Consider the following 20,073-nt stretch of genomic DNA (forward strand, 5'->3'; position numbering starts at 1 on the left):
GTCAAGCCGCCAACACGCGCAAGACCTTCTTGAAGCCTTCGACCGCCTTGCCCTTGCGCGCCCGCTTGCTGGCATAGCCGGCCAGCGTCGCGCCCTTCAGCAATTCGTCCTTGAGCTTGTCGCCCCGGCCCAGGCCCAGCACCTGCAAGGCCGTGGTGAAGGCGGCGACGCTGATGAGCGCATCCTTGGGTTCCAGGTCGATCAAGGTCAGGCCACGGCCGCCCTTGGGCTGGTGCTTGAGCTCATCCAGCGCGTAGGTCAGCAAACGGCCGTTGAGTGACAGGCAGGCAAGCTGCTGCCCCAACATATCGCCCTGCGGCACGGCGGCGGGCGGCAAGGGCTTCTCTTCGCCTTCCAGCGACAGGAAGGTCTTGCCGGCCTTCTGGCGGCCGACGAGATCACCCACTTGCGCGATCAGGCCGAAGCCGCCGGTGCCGGCCAGCACCAGTCGCTGCGTGGCGCCCGCTGCATAGTAATGCGCGATCTGCGTGCCGCTTTCCAGCTCGATCATGGTGGTGATGGGCGTGCCGTCCCCGCGGCCGCCAGGCAGCAAGGACACAGGCACTGAATAGACGCGGCCGTTCGTGCCGAACACGATCAACGGGTCCACGCTGCGGCAGGGGAAAGTGCCGTAGAGCTGGTCGCCTGACTTGAAGCTCAGGGCCGCCGAGTCCACCTCGTGGCCCTTCAAGGCCCTCACCCAGCCCTTCATCGAGACGACCACGGTCACCGGCTCGTCGACGATCTTCACTTCGGCGCTGGCGCGCTTCTCTTCCTGGATCAGGGTGCGGCGGTCGTCGCCGAATTGCTTCGCATCGGCCTCGATTTCCTTGACCACGGTGCGCTTGAGCACACCCGGGTTGCCGAGAATGTCCTGCAGCTTGGCCTGCTCCTCGCGCAGCTTGGCCAGCTCCTGTTCGATCTTGATGGCTTCCAGGCGCGCCAGCTGGCGCAGGCGGATTTCGAGAATGTCCTCGGCCTGGCGGTCACTCAAGCGGAAGTGCTCGATCAGCGCCGGCTTGGGCTCATCGCTCTCGCGAATGATGCGAATGACCTCGTCGATGTTCAGCAGCACCTGCTGCCGCCCTTCGAGGATGTGGATGCGGTCGTTGACCTTCTGCAGCCGGTGCTCGGTGCGGCGCTGCACCGTGGCCAGGCGGTAGCCCAGCCATTCCGTGATGATCTGGCGCAGGTTCTTCTGCGTCGGCCGGCCGTCGCCACCGATCATGGTCAGGTTGACCGAGGCAGAGCTCTCCAGGCTGGTCTGCGCCAGCAGGGTATTGATCAGGTCCTGCTGCTCGACGGTGCGGCTCTTGGGCTCGAACACCAGGCGCACCGGCGCGTCCTTGCTGGACTCGTCGCGCACGCAGTCCAGCACCGCCAGCAACGAGGCCTTGAGCTGCATCTGCTCTTGAGTGAGCGCCTTCTTGCCGGCCTTGACCTTGGGATTGGTGAGTTCCTCGATCTCTTCCAGCACCTTCTGCGAGCTGGTGCCGTGCGGCAGCTCGTTCACCACCAGTTGCCATTGGCCGCGGGCCAGGTCTTCGATCTTCCAGCGCGCACGCAGCTTGAAGCTGCCACGGCCGCTGGCATAGGCCGAGCGGATGTCGTCAGCGCTGCTGATCAGCTGCCCGCCGCCGGGGAAGTCGGGGCCGGGCAACAAGGTGTAGAGCTCGTCGTCCGACAGCTTCTCGTTCTTGAGCAAAGCCACAGCCGCAGCAGCCACTTCGCGCAGGTTGTGGCTGGGCACCTCGGTGGCCAGGCCCACGGCAATGCCGGAGGCGCCGTTGAGCAGCACGAAAGGCAAGCGCGCCGGCAACTGGCGCGGCTCTTCGGTCGAGCCGTCGTAGTTGGGCACCAGGTCCACCGTGCCCTCGTCGATCTCGTCCATCAGCAGCCGGGCGATGGGCGCCAGGCGTGCTTCGGTGTATCGCATCGCGGCGGCACCGTCGCCATCGCGGCTGCCGAAGTTGCCATGGCCGTCGATCAGCGGATAGCGCTGGCTGAAGTCCTGCGCCATGCGCACCAGCGCGTCGTAGACCGACTGGTCGCCGTGCGGATGGAAGCGGCCCAGCACATCACCCACCACGCGCGCGCCCTTCACCGGCTTGGCGCCGGTGTTGCCCGAAAAGGAGAGGCCCATGCGCTCCATCGAGTACAGGATGCGGCGCTGCACCGGCTTCTGGCCGTCGCACACGTCCGGCAGGGCGCGGCCCTTGACCACAGAGAGTGCGTATTCCAGATAGGCCTGGCGCGCATAGTCGGCCAGGGTCAGGCTGGTGCCGTCGTCCTCAGCGGGCGGCTCGGGCGGCGGTGGCGGCGGTGGCGGGGAAGGAGGCGACGGTGGCGCCGGAGGCTGGTCCGCGTCGAAATCGAAGGAAAGGTTCTGCTCGTTGTGCTCGGTCATCGGGGACTGCCGTGAATTTTCAGGCGCTGGGCGGTGGCAGGCAGGCTGCGTTGCAGCAGCGCCCAGTACAGCTCCAGCACCAGATGGACATGGGCCTGGGTCTCGGCGATGTTGGGCATGCGGCCGCCATTGCGGCGCACCGTGCCTTCGCCGGCGTTCCAGGCCGCCAGGGCCGCGTCGATGCGGCCGAATTTCTTGATCAGGCCGGCGAGCATCTGCGCGCCGGTGTGGATGTTGTGACGCGGCTCGAGGAGCCGCTGCTGCTGGTCGGCCGGCGCCATGATCTGCATGAGTCCAACCGCACCGCGCGGCGACACCGCATCGCGCTTGAAGCCCGACTCGACGGCGATCACCGCCTTCAGGAGCTCCAAGTCAACGCCATGCTTGCCGGCCGCCTCCCGCAGCCAGGGCTGCACCGCCTTGACCTCGGGCGCGAATTCCAGCCAGGTCAGGAGTTCATGGCTGCCGTCCAGCTTGCCCGGCACGCGGCCGACTTCGCTGCGACCCATCACCAGGCTGTAGCGGCCATCGAGCTGCTGTTGCGCGAGGTGGGCCACGCCGTTCGCGTCGACATAGCCCCACAACTGCGCCTGCGCCGATGCGGCAAACAGGCTCAGCGCCAGGGCGACGAGCAGGCGGCTCAAGCGCCCTCCTCGCCCAGTGCCACGCGGGCCTGGTATTCGCGGTCCAGCATCGACATCACGATCAGGCTGTCGTAGCCGTCAGCGCCCAGCACCTTGACGCTTTCCCGCAAGCGGCCTTCCTCGACAAAGCCCTCATCGCGGTAGAGTTCTTGCGCCCGCACATTGAGGCCCTTGACGTCGAGCCAGAAGCGGTGCGCCTGCAGCTGCGTGAAGGCCAGCTTCTTCAATTGCCGCACGCACGCCCGGCCGATTCCCTGGCCCTTCGGGCCCAGCACGATGCGCTTGAGCTCCACCGAACGGTTCGGATTGCGGCAGCCCTGCAGGATCACGAAGCCGGCGCGCTCACTTCCCTCTCCCACTTCAACAATGAAGTGGCGGGAGTCAGGAAAGCGGATCGCCCCCTCATGCTGCGTGCGCTCCCAGGGCGTGATGAAGGGCAGGTTCGAGCCGTCCTGCTCAACCGAGACGACATAGTCCAGGTCCGACAGCATCGTGGGCCGCAGATGCACTCTCACGGCCGGCGCTCCTCGAAACCGCGCAGCACGGCCACCACGTTGTGCCCGATGGCTTCGGTGGCGTATCCGCCTTCCTGGAGGAACAGCGTCCTGGGCGCACCAAAAGCTGCAATGCGCTGGCCGAGCTGGCCGAACTCGAGCCGGTCGAGCTTGAAATGCGAGATCGGGTCGTGCGCATAGGTGTCCACACCCAGCGACACGATCAGCAGGTCGGGCGCATAGCGGGCCAGTGGTGCCAGGGCCTCTTCGAGCGCGGCAAACCAGGCTTCGTTGCTGCTGCCGGAGGGCAACGGAACGTTCGCATTGAAGCCCAGCCCCGCGCCGGCGCCGCGCTCGTCGGCATGGCCGAGGAAGAACGGGTATTCGGTGCGCGGATCGCCATGCACGCTGGCATAGAACACGTCGCTGCGCTCGTAGAAGATGGCCTGCGTGCCGTTGCCGTGGTGGTAGTCCACGTCGAGGATGGCCACGCGGGAGAGGCCCCGGTCGAGCGCCGCCTGCGCGGCCACCGCCGCGTTGTTGATGAAGCAGTAACCGCCGAAGAAATCGGCGCCCGCGTGGTGGCCGGGCGGGCGCGTCAGCACATAGGCTCTGCCTTCATCCCCCAGCGCCAGGTCGAGGCCAGTCAGCGCGGCTTGCGCGCCCCAGTACGAAGCCTCCCAGCTGCCGGCGGTCAACGGCGTGCCGCTGTCCATCGAGTACAGGCCCATGCGGGCCGCAAAGCTGGCCGGCTCCACGTCTGAGCGCAGGCTGCGCACCGGCCAGACGGCCGGGAAGGCGTCGCCCTCGCCGCCCAGCGCCAGCCACTCGGCATGTGCGCCCTGGATGAAGCGCAGATAGGCCGGCGCGTGCACCCGTTCCAGTGGCGCAAGCCCATGGTCAACGGGATTCAGGATCTCCCCGAACTGCGCGGCCTGCACCGCCTGCAGCACATAGTCCGCCCGGGCCGGCACCTCGAAGGCAGGCACCAGCCGGCCGCGGAAGAACTCGTGCGTGGCGGCATGCGCAGCGTGCCGCTGGTTGTAGACAGTCCGCATGCCTAAATATCGACTTCAACCGAGTCGCCGTGGATTTCCATCAGCTCGCGGCGCGAGGCGGCTTCGCCCTTGCCCATCAGCTTGTTCATCGCGTCCTCGGTCTGCGGCACGTCGAACAGGCCGAAGCGGATCACGGCCAGGCGGCGGGTCTCGGGGTTCAGTGTCGTGTCCCAGAGCTGCTCGGCGCTCATCTCGCCCAGGCCCTTGAAGCGGCTGATGCTCCAGGAGTTGTCGCGGGCACCCTCCTTGCGCAGCTTGTCGAGCGTGGCGGTGAGTTCGCCCTCGTCCAGCGCATAGAGCTTCGCGGCCGGCTTCTTGCCGCGCGCCGGCGCATCGACGCGGTACAGCGGCGGCCGCGCCACATACACATGGCCCAGCTCCACGAGCTTGGGGAAATGGCGGAAGAACAGCGTCAGCAAGAGCACCTGGATGTGCGAGCCGTCCACGTCGGCGTCCGAGAGGATGCAGACCTTGCCGTAGCGAAGGCCGCTCAAGTCGGGCGAATCATTCTTGCCGTGCGGGTCCACGCCGATGGCGACCGAGATGTCGTGGATCTCGTTGTTCTTGAACAAGAGATCCCGCTCGACCTCCCAGGAATTCAAGACCTTGCCGCGCAGCGGCAGGATGGCCTGCGTTTCCTTGTCCCGGCCCATCTTGGCGCTGCCGCCGGCCGAGTCGCCTTCCACCAGGAACAGCTCGTTCAGGTTCAGGTCACGGCTCTCGCAATCGGTCAGCTTGCCCGGCAGCACGGCCACGCCCGAGCCCTTGCGCTTCTCGACTTTCTGGCTGGCGCGCTGGCGCGTCTGCGCCTGCTTGATCACCAACTCCGCGAGCTTCTTGCCATGCTCGACATGCTGGTTGAGCCAGAGCTCGAGCTGCGGCTTGACGAAGGCCGAGACCAGGCGCAGGGCATCGCGCGAGTTCAGGCGTTCCTTGGTCTGGCCCTGGAACTGCGGGTCCAGCACCTTGGCCGAAAGCACGAAGCTGGCGCGCGAGAACACGTCGTCGGGCATCAGCTTGACGCCCTTCGGTGTCAGGCTGTGCATCTCGATGAAGCCCTTGACCGCACCAAAGAGGCCATCCTTCAGGCCCGACTCATGCGTGCCGCCGGCCACCGTCGGGATCAGGTTCACGTAGCTTTCGCGTACCGGCGCACCTTCCTCGGTGAAGGCCACGCACCAGGAGGCGCCCTCGCCCTCGGCGAAGTTCTCGCTCTCGGCCGAGGTGGCGAACTGCTCGCCCTCGAACAGCGGGATCAGCGGATCCGCGTTCAGCGTCTGCATCAGGTAGTCGCGCAGGCCGCCCTTGTAAGCCCAAGTCTGCACCTCGCCCGACTTCTCGTTCTTCAGCGTCACGGTGACGCCCGGCATCAGCACGGCCTTGCTGCGCAAGAGGTGCACCAGCTCGTTCTTGGGCAGCTCGGCGCTCTCGAAATACTTGGCCTCGGGCCAGACGCGCACCGTGGTGCCCTGCTTGCGGTCGCCGCTGACGGCAGGTCTAGACGTCACCGGTTCAACCACATCGCCATGCTCGAACGCCAGCTGCGCCACCTGCTTCTCGCGCCAGACCTGCACCTCCAGCCGCTTGGCCAGCGCATTGGTCACCGACACCCCCACGCCGTGCAGGCCGCCCGAGAAGCTGTAGGCGCCGCCCGAGCCCTTGTCGAACTTGCCGCCGGCATGCAGCCGGGTGAACACGATCTCGACGACCGGCACGCCTTCTTCCGGGTGCAGGCCGAAGGGAATGCCGCGGCCGTCGTCGGCAACAGAGACCGAGCCGTCGGCATGCTGCGTCACGTCGATGCGCTTGCCGAAACCGGCCAGCGCCTCGTCGGCCGCGTTGTCTATCACTTCCTGGATCACATGCAGCGGGTTGTCGGTCCGGGTGTACATGCCGGGACGCTGCTTGACCGGCTCGAGGCCCTTGAGGACGCGGATCGAGCCTTCGCCGTATTCGGCGCTGGGGGTACTGCCTTTGGATGTCGCCATGGGCGGCGATTGTAGGGAGAGCGCAAGGCCGGCCCCGCCGGCCGCAGGGCTTAGGATGCGCGCTCTGATTTCTGCCCCAGCATGCGAAGCCTTCTCTCCCTGATCTGCCTGGTCCTCCTGACCTTCCCGGCCAGCCCAGCCTTGGCCCAGACGGCGTCGCCCGAGCCCTTCAAGGCCAGCAGCCCCCTGACGCTGGAGCTCAAGAGCGCCCGCTGGTTCGACGGCCAGGCCTTCCAGAAGGCCACACTCTATGTGGTGGACGGCAAGTTCACGCGCAAGAAGCCCAGGAAGGTCCACCGCAGCATGGACCTGCACAGCCAATTCCTGGTGCCGCCCCTGGCCGAGGCGCACAACCACAATCTGCAGAACGCCTGGGGCCTGGAGCACTATGGCCAGCGCTACCTGCAGGACGGCGTGTTCTACAGCGCCCAGCTCTGCGCCGATCCGGCCGGCGCCGAAGCCGCCCGCAGCCAGCTGAACCGCGAAGACAGCGTCGATACGCTGTTCGCCAGCGCCTGCATCACGTCCTCGGACGGCCATCCCCTGGCCCAGTTGCCTCCGGCCGCCCGCAAGGACGACAGCGCCGTGCTGGTGATGGACAGCCCGAGCGAAGCCGAGCGCAAGTGGCCGAAGGTGGCCGAGCGCCGGCCAGACCTGATCAAGATCATCCTCAGCAACCATGAGCGACCCGAGCTGCGTGCCCGGCCCGAACTGAATGGCCGCCTGGGGCTGAACCTGGAAACCGCCACCACGGTCGTGCGGCTGGCGCACCGCGATGGCTTGCGGGTCGTCGCCCATGTCGACAGCCCGGCCGACTTCGAGGTGGCCGTCAAGATCGGCGTGGACCTGATCGCCGACCTGCCCGGCTTCTTCAATTCGCTGGGCGAAGACCCCGAACGCCTGGCCCTCAGCCCGGAAGCAGCCGCGCGGGCCGCGCAGGCCAAAGTGGGCGTGATCACGGCCACGGCCGCCACGGCCCTGTTCCCGACTACGCCTGCGCAACTGGAAAAGCTGCGCAGCGTGCAGCGCCGCAACCTGGAGCGGCTCAAGGCTGCGGGTGTGCCATTGCTGGTCGGCTCCGACGTGTTCACCGGCACGGCCCAGGCCGAGATCAGGCAACTGGCCGAATTCGGCGTCTTCAGCCCCGCCGAGCTGCTGAAGATGGCCACCATGGACACTGCCCAAGCCCTCTATCCCAGGCGCCGCCTCGGCTGCTTCGAGGAAGGCTGCGAAGCCAGCTTCATTCTGCTGGGCAGCGACCCCTTGCAGGATCCGAAGTCCATTGCCACGCCTTTGCTGCGAGTCAAGCAGGGCCGCATCCTGAGCCAGGTCGAAGGCCTGGCGGATGGCAACGACCAGCCCGGCATCAGCACTGACGCACCGGCCGCAAGGAAGAAACCTGCCGCCAAGCCTGCGCCCAAGAAGGCGACGCCCGCCAAAGCCAAGCCTGCCGCCAAGGTCGTCGCACCGGCGTCAGCAAGAAAGTCCTGATCTGGCTACATTGACCCGATGCAAGCCGCCGCAACCACCCCAGCCGCCAAACTCTCCATGACCCAGGTGCTGCTCTGCGGCGCCATGATCGTGACGCTCTCGATGGGCATACGCCACGGCTTCGGCCTGTGGCTGCAGCCGATCACGATGGAGAGGGGCTGGACGCGCGAGACCTTCGCCTTCGCGCTGGCCATCCAGAACATCGCCTGGGGTTTGGCAGGCCCCTTCGCCGGCATGCTGGCCGACCGCTTTGGCGCCTTCAAGGTGCTGATCGTCGGCGGCCTGCTCTATTCGCTGGGCCTGGTGCTGATGGCGCTCTCGACCTCGGGCCTGGCCTTCACCGGCAGCGCGGGCTTGCTTGTAGGCATGGCGCAGTCGGGCACCACCTACGCGGTGATCTACGGCGTGATCGGCCGCAACGTGCCGGCCGAGAAGCGCAGCTGGGCCATGGGCGTGGCGGCAGCGGCCGGCTCCTTCGGCCAGTTCCTGATGGTGCCGGTGGAGAACTGGCTGATCTCGGGCACCGGCTGGCAGAACGCCCTTTTCTATCTGGCGCTGGCCGCTCTCCTGATCCTGCCCTTTGCCTTCGGCCTGCGCGAGCCCAAGGCGGCCGGCCCGGTCGGCCACCAGCAATCGATCATGCAGGCCCTGCGCGAAGCCTTCGGCTACCGCAGCTTCCAGCTCCTGATGGCCGGCTATTTTGTCTGCGGCTTCCAGGTCGTCTTCATCGGCGTGCACATGCCCAGCTACCTGAAGGACCACGGCCTCTCGCCGCAAGTGGCCACCTATGCGCTGGCCTTGATCGGCCTCTTCAACGTATTCGGGACCTATGCCGCCGGCTCGCTGGGCCAGCGCATTCCCAAGCGCTACCTGCTCAGCGGCATTTACGCCCTGCGCTCGGTGGCCATCGTGACCTTCCTGATGGCACCGCTGACACCGACGAGCGTCTACATCTTCTCGGCCGTGATGGGCGTGCTTTGGCTCTCCACTGTGCCGCCGACGAACGCGGTGGTGGCACAGATTTTCGGCGTCCAGCACATGTCGATGCTGGGTGGCTTCGTGTTCTTCAGCCACCAGATCGGCAGCTTCCTGGGCGTCTGGCTGGGCGGCAAGCTCTACGACATGTCGGGCAGCTATGACATCGTCTGGTGGCTGGCTGTGGCCTTCGGTGTGATGGCTGCGCTGATCAACCTGCCCGTGCGCGAAACTGCCATCGTCAGGCCCCAGGTGGCCGCTGCATGATGTTCAAGCGCGCGCTGCTCTGGATCGCTGGTGCCGCGGCGCTGGGCCTGGTTTTCATGGCCTATGCTGAGCCTTCGCTGATGCAGCAGATGGCTGACCAGCTGTGGGCCTGCTTTTGAAACTGCTTTTGAAACTGCGCTTGAACCCGGGTCCGCATGTCTGAAATTTCTTCCTGGCTGCGGCGCTGGCCACAGGCGCAGCAAGCCGGCGCCACGGCCCTGGACCTGGCCTGCGGCTCCGGCCGCCATGTACGCCATCTGGCAGCCCTGGGCATGAAGGTCACCGGCGTGGACCGCGATGCCGCCGCCATCGCGCCACTCAGGAGCCTGGCCGAGATCATCGAGTCAGACATCGAATCCGGCCCCTGGCCGCTGGAAAACCGCTGCTTCGACCTGGTGCTGGTGACCAACTACCTCTGGCGCCCGCTCCTGCCGCGCATCATGGCTGCCGTTGTTCCTGGTGGCTGGCTGATCTACGAGACCTTTGCGGCCGGCCAGCAAACCGTGGGCCGACCATCGCGCCCCGAATTTCTCCTGCAGCCGGGAGAGCTTTTGCAGGCTTGTGAAGGGCTCAGGATCGTCGCCTATGAAAACGGCTGGGAAGAAGATGGCGGGCCCGTCAACGGCCGGTTTGTCCAGCGCGTTGCCGCCATTCGGCCCGCACCCGGCGGACCAGACCATTTGCGGTACCAGTTGCCTTGCCCGCGCTGAGTAGAATCCGCCCAAATTGACAGGAATTTCTCCCATGGAACCGATTGTTGGCAGCATCGTCGCGCTGATCACGCCGATGCGCGAGGACGGCAGCATTGACGTGCCCGCGCTGCGTGGCCTCATTGACTGGCATATCACCGAAGGCACGAACTGCATCTGCGTCGTCGGCACCACCGGCGAGTCGCCCACGGTGAGCATGGAGGAGAACCGCGAGGTGATCCGCATCGCCGTCGAGCATGCCAAGGGCCGAGTGCCCATCCTGGCCGGCACCGGCGCGAACAACACGGCCGAGGCCATCGAGCTCTCGCACTACGCCAAGCAGGTGGGCGCCGACGCCACGCTGTCGGTCGTGCCCTACTACAACAAGCCTTCGCAGGAAGGCATCTACCAGCACTACAAGGCCATCGCCGAGGCCGTCGACATCCCGATGATGTTGTACAACGTGCCTGGCCGCACCGTGGCCGATATGGCGCCCGAGACCACGCTGCGCTGCGCCGCACTGCCCGGCGTGTTCGGTGTCAAGGAAGCCACCGGCAACATCGAGCGCGCCGCCTGGCTGATCAAGAACGCACCGCAAGGCTTCTCGGTCTATTCCGGCGACGATGGCACGGCGATTGCCCTGATGCTGCTGGGCGGCCATGGCAATGTCAGCGTCACCGCCAACGTCGCGCCGCGGGCGATGAGCGAACTCTGCAAGGCGGCCCTCGCCGGCAATGTGCGCGAAGCCACCCGCATCCACTTCCAGCTGCTGTCGCTGCACAAGCAATTGTTCTGCGAACCGAGCCCCGCACCCACGAAATGGGCGCTGTCGCGTCTGGGCCGTTGCGGCCAGTCGCTGCGCCTGCCTATCACCGAGCTCACGCCGGCCGGACAGGCCAGCGTCGAGCAGGCGATGCAAGAGGCCGGCCTGCTCTGAAAAGAACGGGCTTGTTTCTCTGCTCTAATCGCACCCTCATCCTGACCCGGCACTAGGCCGCGGAGATTCCAAGCGTGATTCGTTACCACCAAGTTTCCAAGCAGGCGCTGCGTCTTTCGACGCTGGCGCTGGCCGTTGCAGCTCTGAGCGCCTGCAGTGCTTTCTCCGGCCTGGTCTCCAATGACAAGGTCGACTACCGCACCGGCGCCCGCCAGACCACCGGTCTGGACGTGCCACCGGACCTGACCCAGCTGGCCCGCGATGCGCGCAGCCAGATGGGCCCGGGCGGCACCATCAGCGCCTCGGCCATGCAACAGCGCCAGCAAAACGCCGCGGTCGCAGCCCCGAGCGCAGACAAGGTGGCCTTGAGCAGCATTGGCGAGCTCAAGGTCGAGCGAAACGGCAGCGACCGCTGGCTGTTCAGCCCGCAAACGCCCGAGCAGCTGTGGCCCCTGGTGCGCGGCTTCTGGCTGGACCAGGGCTTCGAGATCTCGGTCGAGCAGCCTGACACCGGCGTGATGGAAACCAGCTGGAACGAGAACCGTGCCAAGCTGCCGCAGGACTTCATCCGCAAGAGCCTGGGCTGGCTGATCGATGGCATGTACTCCACCGGTGAGCGCGACAAGTACCGCATCCGCCTGGAGCGCGCTGCCAAGGGCGGCACCGAGGTGCGCGTGACGCATCGCGGCATGCAGGAGGTCTACAACTCCAGCTCCGAGGACAAGAGCACTGCCTGGCAGGCACGTCCGAGCGACCCGTCGCTGGAAGCCGAAATGATTTCGCGCCTGATGCTGCGCCTGGGTGGCAAGCAGGAGCAGGCGAAGGTTGCCGCGGCAACAGTGACCGCAGCGGCATCTGCAGTGGCCACGCCGGCTGACGCACTGCTGCCGGGCGCCGCTCGCCGGCCGCTGAGCGAAGTGCCGAACCAGTTGCAGGTTGCCGAAGGTTTTGATCGCGCCTGGCGCCGTGTCGGCCAGTCGCTGGACCGCCATGGCTTCACGATCGAAGACCGCGACCGCAGCCAAGGCTTGTTCTTCCTGCGCTATGCCGACCCCAATATGGTCGGCAAGGAAGAAGCCGGCTTCTTCGCCCGCCTGTTCGGCGCCAAGGATTCGACCGCCTCGCGCTATCGCGTCTCGGTCAAGTCCGAAGGCGAGAAGAGCACGGTGATGGTGCTGGACGACAAGGGCCAGCAGCAGACCAACGAAAACGCCAAGCGCATCCTCGGCCTGCTGATGGACGATCTGCGCTGAGTATCGGACAGCGTCCTCGGTGAATGACGGCGGCCCGGTGATTGCACCGCGCCGCCGTTTTCCATTCAGGACCAGCGCTGGTCATCGCGCTGCTTCCATTTCGCTCAGGGGGAACAAAATCATCATGATGAAGCACCATCTCAAGAATGCCGCCGCCTGCCTGGGGCTGGCCAGTTCGATGGTCGCCGCGCAGGTTCTGCCGCCGACCCCGCCCGCCTCGGCGCCCACACCGACAGCGCCAGCCGGCCAGACCAACCCGGCTGTGGCCAACCTCGCAGCCATGGCAGCGATGGCCGCAGCCATGGGTGGCGCGCCGGGCGACCCACGCCCCTACGAGCGCGTGATCACGGCGGACGCCAGCACGCAGCGCGGCCTGCTGACCGTCCACATGGTCAAGGGCAAGCTGTACTTTGAAATTCCCAAGCCGCTGCTGGGCCAGCCGCTCCTGCTGGTGGCCACGGCCACCGCTGTGCCCGCCGGCGTGGAACATGTGGGCCGCACGCTGAACCAGCAGTTGCTGAGCTTCCAGCTGAAGAACAACAAGGTCTCGCTCCAGGGTGTCTCGCATGCCTTCGTGAGCCCGGCCGGCCAGGGCCTGGCCGGTGCGGTGCAGGATTCGCAGCGCGAAACAATCCTCCTGACGCTGCCCGTCGAGGCCTATGCCAAGTCGGGCGCGCCGGTGATCGACGTGAGCCGGCTCTTCATCAGCGAATGGGGCGAATTCGCCACCCGCAGCGCCCTGCGCGCTGGCGGTCTGGACAGCGGCCGCAGCCAGATCGAGCAGTTCAAGGCCTTTGCCGAGAGCGTCCGGGTCGACGCGATCCACACCTACAGCTTTGGCGCCACGCCAGCCATGCCCGGCCTGCCGATGCAGCCCACTGCAGCGCCGGCTCGCAGCGGCACTGTGAACGTCGCCTACAACCTGGTGCGCCTGCCCAAGGAGCCGATGCGACCTCGACTGGCGGACGACCGCATCGGCTTCGATGACGTGCGCCGCGTCGACTTCGTCGGCAGCGCTCATGCCGTCAAGCCGCAGCGCCTGATCACACGCTGGCGCCTCGAAAAGAAAGACCCGGCCGCCGAGCTCAGCGAACCGGTCAAGCCCCTGGTCTGGTACCTGGACAAGGCCACGCCCGAATGGCTGCTGCCGCACATCAAGCGTGGCGTTGAGGCCTGGAACATCGCCTTCGAAGCGGCAGGCTTCAAGAACGCCATCGAGGCCCGACCCTTCCCGACCAAGGAACAGGACCCGGAGTTTGATGCCGAGGACGTGCGCTACAACATCGTCCGCTGGGTGCCGTCGGCCGCGTCCAACGCCTACAGCCAGACCATCTCCGACCCCCGCAGCGGCGAAATCCTCAACGGCAATGTCGTGCTGTTCCACAACATCATGCAGCTGCAGCGCAATTGGTACGTGGTGCAGGCAGGTGCGGTCGATGCACGGGCGCACAAGCTGCCCCTGCCGGACGATCTCATGGGCGATCTGATGGCCTATGTCGTCAGCCATGAAGTGGGCCATGCACTGGGCTTTCCGCACAACATGAAGTCGAGCTCGCTGTACCCCGTGGACAAGCTGCGCGACCCGGCCTGGCTGAAGCAGATGGGCCATGTCGCCTCGATCATGGATTACAGCCGCTTCAACTACCTGGCCCAGCCGGAAGACAAGATCGAGCCCGCGCTGCTGATCCCCAAGGTCGGCCCTTATGACCTCTTCGCCGCGCGCTGGGGCTACACCCCGCTGCCCCAGGCGGCCACGCCGGAAGACGAGCGCGTCACACTGAACGCCTGGCTGCGCGAGCAGGACAGCAAGCCCTGGCTGCGCTTCACCTCACCGAACCGCAGCGGCGATGCCGGCGAAAACCTGGAGGCCGTGGGCGATGCCGATGCGGTGACCGCTTCCGGCCTTGGCATGAAGAACCTGCAACGCATCGTCAAGCGCCTGCCAGGCATGGCGTTGCAAGCAGGCGAAGACGACCAGACGCTGTCCAATCTTTACGAAGCGCTCTGGAACCAATGGACGCTGGAGCTGGTCCACGTGGTGAATATCGTCGGCGGCTATGAAACCCAGAACAAGCACGGCGAGCAGGCCGGCAGCACCTTCCAGGCCCTGGATCGCAAGCGCCAGTCGAGCGCACTGCGCTTCCTGGCCGAGCAGCTGTTCACCACGCCGCAATGGCTGTTCGAGCCCGGCATCATCGAGCGCCTGCCGCCGCAGGAGCCGACTGCAAGGCTGATCGCCAACCAGCGGGGCGCTCTGCGGACCCTGCTGGACCGCACACGGCTGGCACGCTTGCAGGACCAGGAGCTGATGCTCGGTGACAAGGCCTACCGCCTGCCCTTGCTGCTGGCTGATCTGCGCCAGACCATCCTCAGCGAGCTTGCACCCACCCAGGCCGCACCGACGCCATTGCGCCGCCGCCTGCACCGGATCTATGTGGAGCAGCTGGGCAACCTGCTGAACATCGACGAAGGCCGGACCGAGGCCCGTGCCGAACTCCGCGCGCTGGAGCGCCAGTTCGCGGCCGCCGCCCAGCGAAGCGCCAAGGATCCGATGACGCAAGCCCACTGGGAGCAGCTGCAGGACCTGGCGCGCAAATCACTCGATCCGCAGGTCACGGCGCCGGCAGCAGCAGGCCTTGTGCCTGTCAACGTGGTGCTTCCCGGCCGCGGTCTGACGGTTGAAGAAGCGGCGCCAGGCTGGCTCCTGCCCAACTGATGGCTGTCAGGACTGGGTGAAGCATGCGTTTTCGAAGTCTGGGCAGCGGCAGCGGTGGCAACGCCACGCTGATTGAAGCCAGCCAGGGCATCACCAGCACGCAGATCCTGGTCGATTGCGGCTTCAGCCAGCGCGAGCTGAACCGGCGCCTGGAGCGCGCCGGCAGCACGGCATCGGAGCTCACCGCCATCTTCATAACGCACGAGCATGGCGACCACATCGGTTGCGCGCTGGGCTATGCGCAGCGCTGGCGCATTCCGCTGTGGATGAGCCGCGGTACCTGGCGCGCCGTGGGTCGGGAGGATTTCGACACCAGCCTGCTTCACCTCACCAAGGACGGCGAGACGCTGGCCCTGGGCGATATCGAACTGCAGCCATTCACCGTGCCGCACGATGCCGAGGAGCCGCTGCAATTGCGCTGCAGCGACGGACAGCGCCACCTGGGCGTGCTGACCGATGTGGGCTCGGCCGCACCGCAGTTGCTGTCAGCGCTGCAACGCTGCGATGCCCTGCTGCTGGAGTGCAACCATGATGAGGCGCTGCTGCGCGCCTCCAGCTATCCGGCCTCGCTGAAGCGGCGCATTCTGGGCAGCCACGGCCACCTGAGCAATGAGACGGCGGCCGAGATCTTGCGGCTCTGCCAGCATGCCGGCCTCGGTCAGGTGGTGGCAGCGCATTTGAGCGCTCAAAACAACCGCCCCGAACTGGCGCGGGCCGCGCTTCAGCCGGTGATTGGCGGCGCGCGGCTGGCAGTGGCGGATCAGGCCGAGGGCACCGAGTGGTTCGAGGTCGGTTGAGCCGGATCTGAATCAGCGGCCCCAGAATGACAAAAGCCGCCTGGCTTGCGCCAAGCGGCTTTCGCAGTGATCGGAGGACCGATTACTTGCTGGCGGCAGCCGAAGCGGCGTCAGCAGCAGGAGCCGAAGCTTCCATGGCCGGAGCCGAAGCGACTTCCGAAGCAGCAGGAGCCGGTGCAGCGGCAGGAGCCGGTGCAGGAGCGGCTTCTTCCTTCTTGCCGCAAGCGGTCAGGGCAACAGCAGCCAGCAGGGAGGCCAACAGGATCGACTTTTTCATCACTTTTCCTCAGATCTGATTGACGAAGAACTAATTACCGGTAATTTTCGAAATGCCGGCGACTCGCGCAACCGGCACTTCCAAGAGCAAGGCATGGAAACCGCGAGCGCTTCCAACACCTAGCCGGCGATTGTAGCGGTTGTTTTTGGCACGACCTTAAAGTCCCAAGGTGCTGGCGGCAAAGGAGTCGCTTGAACGTTGCTCTATTGCATCAAACCACTGCCGACTGAGCAGCTCATCGCTGCGAACGCCAGCCATCGGTGCGCTGATCGCACCGCGCCAATTCTCGGCATCGAACAGGCGCACACAAGCAGCACCAGGCGCCAGCATCAGGCCTACCAGCTCGGCCCCGCTAAGCAGCTCGGCTTCGAAAGAACCGGCTGTGATCACATGACTCCAGGTGCGGCGCCATAGGACAAAACGAGGATGGCGCTGCTGAAGGGATTCAAACTGCGGTGCGAGGATGCGCAGGCGGCGATGCGGCCTGGCCCAGGCCGTCAGCAGGTCCAGCACGGCCGGCTCGGACAGGGGCCAGTGAAGGAAGTCCGCGTCCAGCCAGCAGAGCTCGCGCGCGCCCTGTTGCTCGGCACGGGCCAGGCCCTCCCGCAGTGCGGCTACAAAGCTCTCACGGCCGGTGAAGATGCCCATTTCCATCGTCTTGTGCCCTTGCAAGTCATCCAGCTTCAGACCGCTTGCACCCAGCCGTCGTCGCACCATTGCGCCAGCAGGTCGAGTGCGCCTTCGGACAGGCCCGCCACCTCGCGCGCGGCGAGTTCGCGGCTGTCGGCCAATTGACGCATCAACCGGAAGTCCTTGCCACTGGCGCGGTAGGACTCGCCGTTGATGAACACATGATCGGCGTCGTAGAGCATGCGGCTGCGGCGGTCCAGATGCACGCCCATGCCCTCGGACAGCGGCTCGCCAGGCTCGAAGAACACGCGCGGCTTGGGCTCGGTCAAGGCCTCGCCCAGCGCGCGTTCCAGCGCACGAGGTTCGTTCAGCGCCCGCTCGGCCGCGTCGCGTGCAAAGTTTTGCAAAGCCGTCGGGATCAGACCCGGATTGACAGTCGCCTCCTGCTTCGGATCGGCATACATGCGGTTGGCACGCGGCTCGTCCTCGTCATCCATCAGGCGCTGCAGCAGGTCCTGAGCCAGTTCGGCACGCCAGGGCGCGCGGAAGCCGACCGAGCAGGTCATGCAGTCGCCTCCCACGGCCACGCCGTCATGGGCCCAGCCCGGCGGCAGGTAGAGCATGTCGCCGGCCTCCAGCACGAACTCCTGCTCGTGCTTGAAATTGGCGATGATCTTCAGCGGCACGTCCTCGCGCATCACCGCATCCTTCTGCGCGCCGATGCGCCAGCGGCGACGGCCGGCCACCTGGATCAGGAAGACGTCGTAGGAATCGAAATGCGGGCCGACGCCGCCGCCATCGCTGGCGTAGGAAATCATCAGGTCGTCCAGCCGCGCCTCGGGGCCGAAGCGGAATTGGTCCAGCAGCTGGCGCGCCGCGCCAGAGTGCTGCTCCAGGCCTTGCACCAGCAACGTCCAGCCCGGCTTGCTGAAAGGTGGAAGCTTGGGCGTGGGGCCCTGCTTCAGCACCCAGCGCCCATCGAAGGCGGTGACCAGGCGCGACTCGACGTCTTCGTCGGCGGCCAGCGCGACCAATTGCATGCGGTCAACCGGCGGAACGACGCCGGGCAGGGCCTGTCGCACCAGCAGTGGTTGTTTTTGCCAGTGGCGACGCATGAACTGCTCGGGCGAGAGGCCGCCCAGCAGCGCGGTGTTTGCGGTGATGTCCATGTTGGCATTCTGCCGTGCAGGCAGCGGGCCGGGCGGCGTCAATGAGACAATCCGGCGATGCAAATTTCCGCCCCCTGCGTGGTCTCCCTGAGCTGGAGACTGGAAGACGCCCAAGGTCAGCTGATCGACGAGCTGGCCGAGCCGCTTGAGTTTTTCTATGGTGGCCAGGACCTGTTCACCAAGGTCGAAGAAGCCATTGATGGCCAGGAAGCCGGCTTTGAAGCCAGCGTGGCCCTGGAACCCGAAGACGCCTTTGGCGACTACGACTCGGGCCTCGTGTGCTTCGAATCACGCACGCTGATGCCCGAGAACGTGGCCATCGGCATGCAGTTCGAAGGCATGCCCGAAGGCGCCGCCACCGAGAACATGCCCCAGGAAGCCATCTACACCGTCACCGAGGTCTACCCCGAGCATGTGGTGCTGGACGGCAACCATCCGCTCGCCGGCATCGGTCTGCGCATGTACCTGAAGGTGCGCGACGTGCGGGAAGCCACCGAGGAAGAACTCGAAGCCGGCTCGATCGGCGAGCCGGTGTTCAGCCTGGTGACGAACGGCGCGCCTCCCGACGAGCCGTTGCACTAAGGATTTTCAGGCTTTGCCTGTGGAGCCGAAGCCGCCTTCACCACGTTCTGACGCGTCGAAATCATCGACGCGGCGGAACGTGGCCTGCACCACAGGCACCAGTACGAGCTGCGCAATCCGCTCCATCGGGTTGATCACGAAGGGGGTCTGGCCCCGGTTCCAGCAACTGACCATCAGTTGCCCCTGGTAGTCGCTGTCGATCAACCCCACGAGGTTACCGAGCACGATGCCATGCTTGTGGCCCAGGCCCGAGCGCGGCAGGATGAGGGCGGCCAGGCCCGGGTCGCCGATGTGAATCGCGAGGCCCGTCGGGATCAGCGTGGTCTGCCCTGGCTCCAGGGTAATCGCCTCGTCCAGGCAGGCGCGCAGGTCCAGGCCGGCGCTGCCGGGGGTTGCGTAGGCGGGCAAATTGGAAATCGGCTCGGCCATGCGGGCGTCGAGCACTTTCAGGTCGATGGTCGTCATTGGGTTGAAACTTGCGTGGAGAGTCGAGCGGCGATCTCGCGAACCAGTTCGCGGGCCAGGCTCAGCTTGTCATTGTGGGGAATTTCGCGTGCACCGCTGGCATCGATCAGCAGCAAGGCGTTGTCGTCGCGGCCGAAGGTGGCCGGGCCGAGATTGCCGACGATCAGCGGTATGTTCTTGCGCAGCCGCTTGTCGCTGGCGTGCTTGAGAAGATCCTGACTCTCGGCCGCAAAGCCGACGCAATAGGGGCGATCTTTCAAGGCCGCCACCGAGGCCAGGATGTCGGCGTTCTCGGTCATCGCAATGCTGGGCGCTGCGCCGGAGCCATCCTTCTTGATCTTGTGTTCGGCGCTCATCGCCGGCCGCCAGTCGGCAACGGCGGCAGTCGCAACAAACACGTCATGACGCGGTGCGCTGGGCAGCACCGCATCAAACATCTGTTGCGCTGATTGCACATCGATGCGGCGCACGCCACGCGGCGTCGGCAAGTGCACCGGGCCCGCGACCAGCGTGACTTCGGCGCCGGCTTCGCGCGCCGCTCGCGCGATGGCAAAGCCCATCTTTCCGCTGGAGAGATTCGTGATGCCGCGCACCGGATCGATGGCCTCGAAGGTCGGACCCGCCGTGATCAAGAGCTTCTTGCCGGCCAGCAGCTTTGGCTGGAAAAAGGCAATCACCTCGTCCAGCAGCTCCGTCGCTTCCAGCATGCGGCCGTCGCCGATTTCGCCGCAGGCCTGGTCGCCATTGCCTGGGCCGAGGATGGTGGCACCATCGGCAACGATCTGCGCCAGATTGCGCTGCGTGGCCGGGTGCGACCACATCTCGCGGTTCATCGCAGGAGCCACCAGCAAGGGGCAGCGTTCAATCGGCCGCGCCAGCGCGGTCAGGCTCAGCAGCTCGTCCGCCCTGCCCTGCGCCAGCTTGGCAATGAAGTCGGCACTTGCCGGCGCGATCAACATCACGTCCGCTTCGCGGCTGGCATTGATGTGCGCCATGTTGTTGGGCTCGCGCGCATCCCACTGGCTGGTCAGCACCGGGCGGTTGGAGAGCGCCTGCAAGGTCACCGCAGTGATGAACTGCTCGGCCGCCTCGGTCATCACAACCTGCACGCTGGCGCCGGCCTTGGTGAGGAGTCGGACAAGCTCGGCCGACTTGTAGCAGGCAATGCCGCCGGAGAGGCCCAGCAGGACATGCCTGCCGGCGAGTGGGAGCGTGGGTTCAGCCATGAGGCCGG

At 66.1% G+C, this 20,073-nt stretch carries 19 protein-coding genes; 9 read left to right on the forward strand and 10 right to left on the reverse strand.

All coding sequences use genetic code 11. The annotated features are described in order from the left end of the window. Position 1: 1 nt before the first annotated feature. The 5 genes from parC to V3596_RS00085 are packed head-to-tail and all read right to left on the reverse strand — an operon-like array spanning position 2 to position 6,591. Positions 2 to 2,407, reverse strand: coding sequence for a DNA topoisomerase IV subunit A (gene parC, locus V3596_RS00065; protein ID WP_334275536.1), 2,406 nt, complete (start codon positions 2,405 to 2,407; stop codon positions 2 to 4). After that, the gene (locus V3596_RS00070) at positions 2,404 to 3,051 is read right to left on the reverse strand and encodes a lytic transglycosylase domain-containing protein (protein ID WP_334275537.1); all 648 of its coding nucleotides are present in this window, start codon (positions 3,049 to 3,051) and stop codon (positions 2,404 to 2,406) included. Before V3596_RS00070 ends, parC begins: the two co-directional genes overlap by 4 nt. Further along, a complete protein-coding gene (locus V3596_RS00075; protein ID WP_334275538.1) occupies positions 3,048 to 3,566 on the reverse strand; it encodes a GNAT family N-acetyltransferase in 519 nt (172 codons plus the stop codon). Before V3596_RS00075 ends, V3596_RS00070 begins: the two co-directional genes overlap by 4 nt. Continuing rightward, positions 3,563 to 4,603 carry a histone deacetylase family protein gene (locus V3596_RS00080; protein ID WP_334275539.1) on the reverse strand — a complete coding sequence of 347 codons (1,041 nt, stop codon included), beginning with the start codon at positions 4,601 to 4,603 and terminating at the stop codon, positions 3,563 to 3,565. The genes V3596_RS00075 and V3596_RS00080 overlap by 4 nt, the downstream gene beginning before the upstream one ends. A 2-nt stretch (positions 4,604 to 4,605) precedes the next feature. After that, a complete protein-coding gene (locus V3596_RS00085) occupies positions 4,606 to 6,591 on the reverse strand; it encodes a DNA topoisomerase IV subunit B (protein WP_334275540.1) in 1,986 nt (661 codons plus the stop codon). 81 nt (positions 6,592 to 6,672) lie between these two features. On the opposite strand from V3596_RS00085, the gene V3596_RS00090 reads away from it, so the two are divergent. The 8 genes from V3596_RS00090 to V3596_RS00125 all read left to right on the forward strand — a co-directional run bounded on the left by V3596_RS00090 (position 6,673) and on the right by V3596_RS00125 (position 15,716). Continuing rightward, positions 6,673 to 8,082 (forward strand): amidohydrolase family protein, encoded by a 1,410-nt coding sequence (locus V3596_RS00090; protein ID WP_334275541.1) that lies wholly within the window; start codon positions 6,673 to 6,675, stop codon positions 8,080 to 8,082. 18 nt (positions 8,083 to 8,100) lie between these two features. Then, positions 8,101 to 9,324 (forward strand): MFS transporter, encoded by a 1,224-nt coding sequence (locus tag V3596_RS00095; protein WP_334275542.1) that lies wholly within the window; start codon positions 8,101 to 8,103, stop codon positions 9,322 to 9,324. Then, positions 9,321 to 9,443, forward strand: coding sequence for a hypothetical protein (locus tag V3596_RS00100; RefSeq protein ID WP_334275543.1), 123 nt, complete (start codon positions 9,321 to 9,323; stop codon positions 9,441 to 9,443). The genes V3596_RS00095 and V3596_RS00100 overlap by 4 nt, the downstream gene beginning before the upstream one ends. 36 nt (positions 9,444 to 9,479) lie before the next feature. Beyond that, complete coding sequence (locus V3596_RS00105) at positions 9,480 to 10,034, forward strand: class I SAM-dependent methyltransferase (RefSeq protein WP_334275544.1); 555 nt, start codon at positions 9,480 to 9,482, stop codon at positions 10,032 to 10,034. A gap of 34 nt (positions 10,035 to 10,068) precedes the next feature. Beyond that, the gene (gene dapA, locus V3596_RS00110; RefSeq protein WP_334275545.1) at positions 10,069 to 10,950 is read left to right on the forward strand and encodes a 4-hydroxy-tetrahydrodipicolinate synthase; all 882 of its coding nucleotides are present in this window, start codon (positions 10,069 to 10,071) and stop codon (positions 10,948 to 10,950) included. A gap of 74 nt (positions 10,951 to 11,024) precedes the next feature. After that, positions 11,025 to 12,203, forward strand: a complete 1,179-nt coding sequence (bamC, locus tag V3596_RS00115; RefSeq protein WP_334275546.1) for an outer membrane protein assembly factor BamC — start codon at positions 11,025 to 11,027, stop codon at positions 12,201 to 12,203. A 124-nt stretch (positions 12,204 to 12,327) separates the two neighbouring features. Further along, the gene (locus V3596_RS00120) at positions 12,328 to 14,919 is read left to right on the forward strand and encodes a zinc-dependent metalloprotease (RefSeq protein ID WP_334275547.1); all 2,592 of its coding nucleotides are present in this window, start codon (positions 12,328 to 12,330) and stop codon (positions 14,917 to 14,919) included. A 23-nt stretch (positions 14,920 to 14,942) separates the two neighbouring features. Next, complete coding sequence (locus V3596_RS00125) at positions 14,943 to 15,716, forward strand: MBL fold metallo-hydrolase (protein WP_334275548.1); 774 nt, start codon at positions 14,943 to 14,945, stop codon at positions 15,714 to 15,716. An 82-nt stretch (positions 15,717 to 15,798) separates the two neighbouring features. Here V3596_RS00125 and V3596_RS00130 read toward each other — a convergent pair whose 3' ends face one another. The 3 genes from V3596_RS00130 to V3596_RS00140 form a co-directional block, all read right to left on the reverse strand. Further along, positions 15,799 to 15,993, reverse strand: coding sequence for a hypothetical protein (locus tag V3596_RS00130; RefSeq protein WP_334275549.1), 195 nt, complete (start codon positions 15,991 to 15,993; stop codon positions 15,799 to 15,801). Between the two features lie 156 nt (positions 15,994 to 16,149). Continuing rightward, positions 16,150 to 16,647, reverse strand: coding sequence for a hypothetical protein (locus V3596_RS00135; protein WP_334275550.1), 498 nt, complete (start codon positions 16,645 to 16,647; stop codon positions 16,150 to 16,152). 29 nt (positions 16,648 to 16,676) lie between these two features. Further along, the gene (locus tag V3596_RS00140) at positions 16,677 to 17,792 is read right to left on the reverse strand and encodes a JmjC domain-containing protein (RefSeq protein WP_334275551.1); all 1,116 of its coding nucleotides are present in this window, start codon (positions 17,790 to 17,792) and stop codon (positions 16,677 to 16,679) included. A gap of 57 nt (positions 17,793 to 17,849) precedes the next feature. Between V3596_RS00140 and V3596_RS00145 the strand changes: the two genes are divergently transcribed. Beyond that, entirely contained in the window at positions 17,850 to 18,374 is a 525-nt protein-coding gene (locus V3596_RS00145; protein ID WP_334275552.1) for an FKBP-type peptidyl-prolyl cis-trans isomerase, read from the forward strand. A 6-nt stretch (positions 18,375 to 18,380) separates the two neighbouring features. On the opposite strand, the gene dut is transcribed toward V3596_RS00145, so the two are convergent. Beyond that, positions 18,381 to 18,839, reverse strand: coding sequence for a dUTP diphosphatase (gene dut / locus V3596_RS00150; RefSeq protein ID WP_334275553.1), 459 nt, complete (start codon positions 18,837 to 18,839; stop codon positions 18,381 to 18,383). Next, positions 18,836 to 20,065 (reverse strand): bifunctional phosphopantothenoylcysteine decarboxylase/phosphopantothenate--cysteine ligase CoaBC, encoded by a 1,230-nt coding sequence (coaBC, locus tag V3596_RS00155; RefSeq protein WP_334275554.1) that lies wholly within the window; start codon positions 20,063 to 20,065, stop codon positions 18,836 to 18,838. Before coaBC ends, dut begins: the two co-directional genes overlap by 4 nt. Positions 20,066 to 20,073: the final 8 nt, after the last annotated feature.

The organism is Roseateles microcysteis (assembly GCF_036880965.1).
Taxonomy (GTDB): Bacteria; Pseudomonadota; Gammaproteobacteria; order Burkholderiales; family Burkholderiaceae_C; genus JAUASW01.